Raw genomic sequence first — 6,000 nt, forward strand, 5'->3', positions numbered from 1 at the left:
GGGCGGATTTTTTTATACGAAAGTAGTGCCGGTCCCAATGAATTGCTACTCCTGGCTACTCCCGGTTAGGACGGGCGAGTTTGGCCCTCGGCCCGAGCAAGCAGGCCAGCCTCAACCAACCAGGCGAAGAATGCCGGGCGCTCGAAATTAATGGGCATTCCGGCACGAATAACCGAATACCGGATCCGGTCATCCGAATACTAGGGATTCACTGTTCACCATAGGCTAGCTCTACTTCAACAACACCTCTTAAGCTGAGGTAACGACCTTAATGACCTCCTCCGCGACTGCTATGGGACAGCCCCAATAATCGAAAATACCGCCTTTAGCGGAGTTCTGCCCACATACTACAAAGACACCAGATCCGGTCTGGCTTTTAATCTTAGAGGCTAGCCAGCCAACAAAACCACTATTGTCAAGTCCAGGAGTAAAGTGGAAGCTAAAAACGGTAAACAACTCATTGCTGGCGTCTTCACATGGCACTAGTTGGCTCCACACCTCATCATCGCCTACAATTGCCAAAGCATTTGGGTTGAATACATACTCAGCTCGAGGATATTCTTCAAAACAGTAGGTACCCGAATATAACTTGAGGTGGGCTTGTCGTAGTACGCTGAGTAAGCGAGCTTCAATCTGCTGGGTTGTTTCTTGGCTGACGTACATGGTATTTTACAGTAGTGTCCTTATAAGCAATATAGTGGGCGTGTTGAACAAACAAGGCAGAACCTCAACTCAGCGTTCCCGAATTATAGGCAAACTTTCTGTCAAAATAATGAAACGCTTTAGCTCCCAGTAAAGTAGCACGTCGTGTTGAGCGCAGAAAAGCACCTCAGCTTTTCTTCTAATCGGTTTAAATGATCAATAGGCTGCCAGGAAGCAAACAATTTTTATGTAATTTTAGCGGTTTTATAAAACAATGAACAATATAGCAACTATTATCAGATAAATTGATATGGCAGAAGCTTTTTTGCACACAGATGCTATAGTAAGAACGCAATTATTTTATTAGTCCTTCGATGACAGAGATCTGCTATAATTGATTTAATTCTTATTTTTCCGTATTTTATTCGATCAGGAAAGCAATTCCTCATACTAGGCATGACGAGTCCGTTTACGATAAGCACAGTAGGCAAATTTTAGATTATTTCACTTATTAACGAGCTTCTGGAAACCTTCCTGTACTTTATAAATCTTTAAGTGAATTTAACTTTGCCTGTTGAGCACTATCTCTACCATCATATAAACCAGCACTGCATCGACTGAACGACTAATCCATCATCCTACCATTCCCCTTCGCGGGTAGGAGGCTACACCATTTTAGCGATGACTCCCGACCAAGACTGTTCTTCAGATCAAACTCCCTTTTCCGGTTCAAACGCTCTTGCTAAGCAAGTAAAGGGGCTGATCCGATTGGTACGCTCGGGAGAGGCCGCCAACGTCAAGCTAGCCTTACTTTTAGCTAAGAGCCTAGGCAGTCCGCCCGCTTTTGGGCAGTACCTGGATGAACTGCTGCCGCTCTATCAACTGGCTTTTAAGCGCAAGCGCAAGAAGCTCGCTGCCCCTTCCCTGGCGAAGTTATTCCAACTTACCGAGTTAGACATATCGGAAAGAGACCTTACCACACTGCCGGAAAACATTGGAGAACTCCAAAACTTGCAAGCACTCGATTGCGGTGGGAACCAACTACAAACACTGCCCGAAAGCTTAGGAGAGCTAAAAAACCTGCAAAAGCTCGCCTGCGGTGGGAACCAACTACAGGCACTGCCCCAAAGCATAGGTCAGCTATCCCAATTGCAAAAACTCTACTGCGGCGGGAATCAACTACAGACACTACCCAAAAGTGTAGGACAGTTACATAACTTGCAAGAGCTCTATTGCCATCATAACCAACTAAAGTCTCTGCCCAAAAGTATAGGACAGTTACAAAATTTGCAAAAACTCTATTGCCATGAAACCCAACTGAAAACACTGCCCGGAAGCCTGGGACAACTACATAACTTACGAGTACTCTATTGCCGTGATAATCAACTCCGCGCCTTGCCTGAAAGCATAGGACAGCTACGTAAATTGCAAGAGCTCTATTGCCATCATAACCGACTGAAAACACTGCCTGAAAGCCTGGGACAGTTACAAAACCTGCAAAAGCTCGATTGCTATGATAACCAACTGAAAACACTGCCCGAAAGCCTGGGACAACTACATAACTTGCAAGAGTTCAAGTGTACTTCTAATGACCTACGAGCTTTACCCGAGAGCCTGGGACAGTTACAAAACTTGCAAAAGCTCGATTGCTCTTTTAACCAACTACAGGCACTGCCCCAAAGCATAGGGCAATTATACCACTTGCAATACCTCGATTGCTCTTCTGACCAGCTACGGGCCCTCCCCGAAAGCTTGGGAACGTTACTCAGCTTGAAAGGGCTCTATTGCGAGAATAACCAACTGAAAACACTGCCCGAAAGCCTGGGACAACTACACAATTTGCAATCGCTCCATTGCTATGATAACCAATTACAAGCATTGCCCGAAAGTATAGGACAGCTCCAAAATTTGCAAAAGCTCTATTGCAGTGACAATCAACTACAAGTCTTGCCTGAAAGCATAGGACAGTTGCAAAACTTTGAATATCTCAGCTGCTATGATAACCAGCTAAAAACCTTGCCCGAAAGTATAGGACAGTTACAAAACTTGCAAGAGCTCTATTGCTACAATAACCAACTACAAGCCCTGCCCCAAAGCATAGGGAAGTTAAAGAACTTGCAACAGTTATATTGCAATGGTAATCAGCTACAAGTATTACCCGAAAGCCTGGGACAGTTACAAAACCTAAAAAGGTTCTATTGCGGTGAAAACCAACTGCAAGCGTTGCCGGAAAGCTTAGCGGCCTTACCCAAGCTCAAGGAATTGGATGCCCGTCGCAATCCGCTCATTCGTGTTCCCCCAGCCCTATACCAAAAACCAGGATTAGAACTACTGGTCGATCAGCTAAGGTAGTGAGCCCTTGTGGGCAAGTAGCCTTGTATATTCTTGTGGCAGTTTTATGGCTCGTATCTGTCCTTATCTTATCTCTATGGCTTCAGATCAAACTTCCCTTTCCGGCTCAGACGCTCCTGCGGAGCAAGTAGAGGTGCTGCTCCGATTGGTCCGCTCCGGGGAAGAGGCCAACATCAATCTGGCCTTGCTCTTGGCGGAGGGCTTAGGCAATCCGGTCCGTTTCCAACAGTTCCTGGACGAACTGCTACTGCTTTACCAACTCGCTTTTAAGAGCCAACTTCAGCAGCTCAATGCCGCTGCCATCGCCAGGTTATTTCAACTGACCCGTCTGGAAATACGAGGAAGAACTCTTATTACCCTGCCCGAAAGCCTGGGAGAGCTCCACCGCCTGGAAACGCTCACTTGCTATAAGAACCAACTCCAAGCTCTGCCCGAGAGCATAGGAAAGCTCCAAAATCTGCAAAGCCTCTATTGCGACAACAATCAACTATTATCCTTGCCCGAAAGCTTGGGACATTTACAAAACCTGAGAACGCTCTCTTGTGCTAACAATCAACTGCAAGCCCTGCCCGAAAGCATTGGGCAGCTACTCCAATTGCGAGTGCTCTACTGTTATGGTAACCTATTGCGAGCACTGCCCGAAACTCTGGGAGCGTTGCAAAACCTACAACAGCTCAATTGCGCTTCTAACCAACTCCAAATAATGCCCCCAAGCATCGGGCGGCTACATAGCTTGCAAAGGCTAGAATGCGGTAATAACCAACTCCACACTCTACCAGAAAGCATCGGGCAACTACAAAACTTGCAAAACCTTGATTGTTCTTATAACCGACTCCAAACTTTACCAGAAAGCATCGGGCAACTACAAAACTTGGAAGACCTCCGGTGCGATTCTAATCAACTGCAAGCCTTGCCCGAAAGTCTAGGGCAGCTACCCAACTTGCAAGAGTTCTCTTGTCGTTTTAATTCCCTACAAGCCCTGCCCGAAAGCCTGGGAGGGCTACAAAGCTTGCAACAGCTCTACTGCAATAATAACCAGCTGAAAGCCTTGCCCGAAAGCCTAGGACAGCTAAAAAGCTTGAAACGACTCTTTTGTCATGTCAACCAGCTACAAGCCCTGCCTGAAAGCTTAGGAGCGTTACAAAACTTGCAAGCGTTCGGCTGCGCTTCTAACCAGATACAAATCTTACCCGAAAGCTTGGGAGGGCTACAAAACTTGCAACAACTCTCTTGCGATCATAACCACCTGCAAGCATTGCCCAAAAGCCTGGGAGCATTACAAAAGCTGTGGGCTCTCTCTATCTCTACTAACCAGTTGCAAGCGCTGCCCGAAAGCCTAGGACAGCTACATAGCTTGCAAAGGCTCGATTGCGGTAATAACCATTTACAAGCGCTGCCCGAAAGCCTGGGACAGCTACGAAGCTTGCAAGAACTCTATTGCAATGAGAACCTTTTACAAGCGCTGCCCGAAAGCGTAGGTCAGCTAAAAAACCTAAAAGAACTCGTTTGTTATAGTAACCAGCTCCAAGCCCTGCCCGAAAGCCTAGGAAAATTACGCAATTTGCAGAAGATCTTTTGTCCTTTTAACCTGCTCCAAGCCCTACCCAAAAGCCTGGGAAGGCTACAAGACTTGCAAAACCTCTTTTGCTCTTATAACCAGCTCCAAGCCTTACCAAAAAGCATCGGGCAGCTACAAAACTTGAAAGAGTTGCACTGCAATAATAACTCACTACAAGCCCTGCCTGAAAACCTGGGGCAGTTACAAAACTTGCAAGTGCTCAAATGCGCGAATAACCAACTCCAAGCCTTACCCGAAAGCTTAGGAGAGTTGCAAAAGTTGCGAAGGCTCTTTTGTTCTTCTAACCAGTTACAAGCCCTACCCGAAAGCCTCGGGTACCTACATCGATTGGAAACACTCGATTGCGAGAATAACCAGCTACAAGCCTTCCCCGAAAGCTTGGAACGGCTACTCCACTTGAAAACACTCGATTGCTCTAATAACCCAGTACAAGCCCTGCCGGAGAGCCTGGAAGCGTTACAGAACTTGCAAATACTCTACTGCGCTTCTAGCCAGCTACGAGCGCTACCTGAAAGCATAGGGCAACTAGGTAGCCTGCAAAAGCTCAATTGCACTAACAACCTACTGCAAGCATTACCCGAAAGCCTAGGAAAGCTACGCAACTTGCACACCCTCTTCTGCTCAGCTAACGAGCTAAAGGTATTACCCGAAAGTTTAGCAGAATTACCCAGCCTCACCAAATTGGATGTACGAAACAATCGCCTTACCCATATTTTCCCATCCCTACGCCAAAAGCCAGAATTGGAATTGCTGGTGGATGAATAAACGGGTACGTCACTAGTGGACGAGCAGTCTTTTTGCTAGCTTGTAGCCAGTTGACTTGTTAGGATAGCCTTCATAAACACCAGCTTTAATGAAACGGCCCTTTCGCTTGTTAGGCATTAGGTGGTCATCAAAAGGCTCGCCCTGCTCATTTCACTTCCGCAGAACTGAAGCATGACCTCTAAGCGACCCAGGTGCTTTTTCTCACTCGGAATGCTTGGCAACAATGGCCTTCCGCTTCGCTCTGCCTGAGATGCCGCTGCATTCGGGCTCTCAGGTACGGCTGCTTTTCATGAGTAATTAACAACTTAGCCTGGTTGGAGCTTCCCCCTCTCGAGGGCGAGGGGGAAGCTCCAACCACCACAACTATTCCGCTGTTCCAAGGGGATGACTTTTTCCGGGATAGCACCACTGAGCCATTTAAGTAGTCACTCAGCAGTAACCGTATAGTGCTTGGGGGTATCTTGGGCTATGTTACGCCCTGCCACCGCCCTCCCGCCAGAAGAAGTCCGTTGGTTGGAAGCCTGCAGCCAGCACGGGCCGCACCCGCGCATGCGGCGGCGGGCGCTGGCCGTGCTGGGCTGGCCGTGCTGGGCTGGCCGTGCTGGGCTGGCCGTGCTGGGCTGGCCGTGCTGGGCTGGCCGTGCTGGGCTGGCCGTGCTGGG

4 protein-coding genes are annotated in these 6,000 nt (G+C 47.8%); 2 read left to right on the top strand and 2 right to left on the bottom strand.

What is annotated here, in order from left to right; all coding sequences use genetic code 11:
- Nucleotides 1-249: 249 nt before the first annotated feature.
- A complete protein-coding gene (locus IC235_RS20705) occupies nucleotides 250-663 on the bottom strand; it encodes a DUF6196 family protein (RefSeq protein ID WP_191007123.1) in 414 nt (137 codons plus the stop codon).
- A 660-nt stretch (nucleotides 664-1,323) separates the two neighbouring features.
- On the opposite strand from IC235_RS20705, the gene IC235_RS20710 reads away from it, so the two are divergent.
- Nucleotides 1,324-2,994, top strand: coding sequence for a leucine-rich repeat domain-containing protein (locus IC235_RS20710; protein ID WP_191007124.1), 1,671 nt, complete (start codon nucleotides 1,324-1,326; stop codon nucleotides 2,992-2,994).
- A 76-nt stretch (nucleotides 2,995-3,070) separates the two neighbouring features.
- The gene (locus tag IC235_RS20715) at nucleotides 3,071-5,338 is read left to right on the top strand and encodes a leucine-rich repeat domain-containing protein (RefSeq protein ID WP_191007125.1); all 2,268 of its coding nucleotides are present in this window, start codon (nucleotides 3,071-3,073) and stop codon (nucleotides 5,336-5,338) included.
- A 471-nt stretch (nucleotides 5,339-5,809) separates the two neighbouring features.
- On the opposite strand, the gene IC235_RS22315 is transcribed toward IC235_RS20715, so the two are convergent.
- On the bottom strand, nucleotides 5,810-6,000 hold a 191-nt coding region (locus IC235_RS22315; RefSeq protein WP_223847457.1), incomplete at its 5' end, for a hypothetical protein.

The organism is Hymenobacter montanus (assembly GCF_014699115.1).
Taxonomy (GTDB): domain Bacteria; phylum Bacteroidota; class Bacteroidia; order Cytophagales; family Hymenobacteraceae; genus Hymenobacter; species Hymenobacter montanus.

Excerpts from the sequence above, each read along its gene's own strand:
- IC235_RS20710 (WP_191007124.1), top strand. The coding sequence starts at position 1,324 with ATGACTCCCGACCAAGACTGTTCTTCAGATCAAACTCCCTTTTCCGGT.
- IC235_RS20705 (WP_191007123.1), bottom strand. The coding sequence starts at position 663 with ATGTACGTCAGCCAAGAAACAACCCAGCAGATTGAAGCTCGCTTACTC.
- IC235_RS20715 (WP_191007125.1), top strand. The coding sequence starts at position 3,071 with ATGGCTTCAGATCAAACTTCCCTTTCCGGCTCAGACGCTCCTGCGGAG.